Source organism: Roseovarius sp. A-2, from assembly GCF_002072155.1.
Lineage (GTDB): Bacteria > Pseudomonadota > Alphaproteobacteria > Rhodobacterales > Rhodobacteraceae > Roseovarius.
This window is the reverse complement of record NZ_BDIY01000083.1, coordinates 1-1,304: the sequence shown is the minus strand read 5'-3', so window position 1 is coordinate 1,304 and position 1,304 is coordinate 1. Positions and strand designations below refer to the sequence as shown.

The 1,304-nt window shown below is 58.9% G+C and carries 2 pseudogenes; both read left to right on the top strand.

Going from position 1 to position 1,304, the window contains the following annotated elements:
* Window positions 1-424: 424 nt before the first annotated feature.
* Window positions 425-571: pseudogene (locus tag BHD06_RS24620) on the top strand (IS1595 family transposase); the annotation flags it as partial.
* Window positions 572-600: 29 nt separating this feature from the next.
* Window positions 601-1,062, top strand: a pseudogene (locus BHD06_RS22655) (enolase C-terminal domain-like protein); the annotation flags it as partial.
* Between the last annotated feature and the right edge of the window lie 242 nt (window positions 1,063-1,304).

Genomic DNA, 1,304 nt, shown 5'->3' with positions numbered 1-1,304 from the left:
CCTGCTTGGCCCCATCGGGAATATCCCACCAGTCGAGGCCGAAGAGAACTTCTATGCACAGCGTGACGTGCTCGATATGGTCGCGTGAAATGAAGCTATAGGTCTCCGGTGAAACCGGGACGATTCATACCGCCTGCGCGTTCCGCTCCCCTCCCACGCCCTATGCAACCCTTTCCGCGCTTCTGGAATTCCGTTTCACGCTCCAGGTCGGCTATCTCTCCATTTCCGGTTCGCAGTGGCGCGGCGAAAACGCCGGGTATGCCGGACCAAAACAGTGCCTGAGAGTTGAATGTGCAACATGCGATACGCGCCCGCAACACCCTGCCAAAAGATTTTCCGCATTGGCTATCAGGGACAGGACTACAATCGCTATGCGCCCGGGCGCGATTTGAGAGGCATTGTCTCACTAATTCTAAGAAGGCGCGAGGTTAAAGTCGATGGGGCCGCGTTCGGAGGTCACGTTCGGCCAGCCAACCTGCGCGAGCGGCGGATCGCCCGGCAACGACTGGGCAATCGCAGTGGCAAGCGCCGCGTGGTGGTCGTCTTGCGTCAGCGCGGGGGCCGGACACTGATGCGGGCTTTCCTTCGGTAAGCCTTGGGCGCCAGTATCCGCTGTTCTGGTACGAAGAAATCGGCGATCCGCTGGATTATGCCCTGCAGGCCGCGATGTCAGAGTTCTATGCAGGCCCCATGGCCACAGGCGAGAACTTGTTCTCGCATCAGGATGCACGCAACCTTCTGCGACACGGCGGCATGCGGCCAGATCGTGACTGGCTGCAATTTGACTGCGCCCTGTCATACGGGCTGGTCGAATTCCTTAGGACACTCGACGTCATGGAGCAATTCGGCTGGTCCCCTGCGCGTTGTATTCCGCATGGCGGGCATCAGATGTCACTGAACATAGCAGCCGGGCTTGGGCTGGGGGGCAACGCAAGCTATCCAGACCTGTTCCAACCTTACGGCGGATTTCCAGATGGGGTGGAGGTCATCGACGGCCACATCACAATGCCAGAGCTTCCAGGTATCGGGGAGCGTGTTGCACAAATCGTTTCCGATGCGTAGCTGGTCCTTCGATTTGACTGCGGGATGCTGGGATGCCTTTCAAATTCAACGCGTCGCGGCGGGATAAGTTTGCGAAGGCAAAGTACCGTGTGACGGGTGTTGTCACGATAACTCGCCGAGTTTGAAAGCTGGCATGCCGGTCGTTGATCAAGCGGCATTTGCCGCGGATTTCCACGCCTCGAAAGCTTCGAGCCGATGGTAGCGGATGGTGAGGGCGGAACGAAGGCGGGCTGGTACGGAGA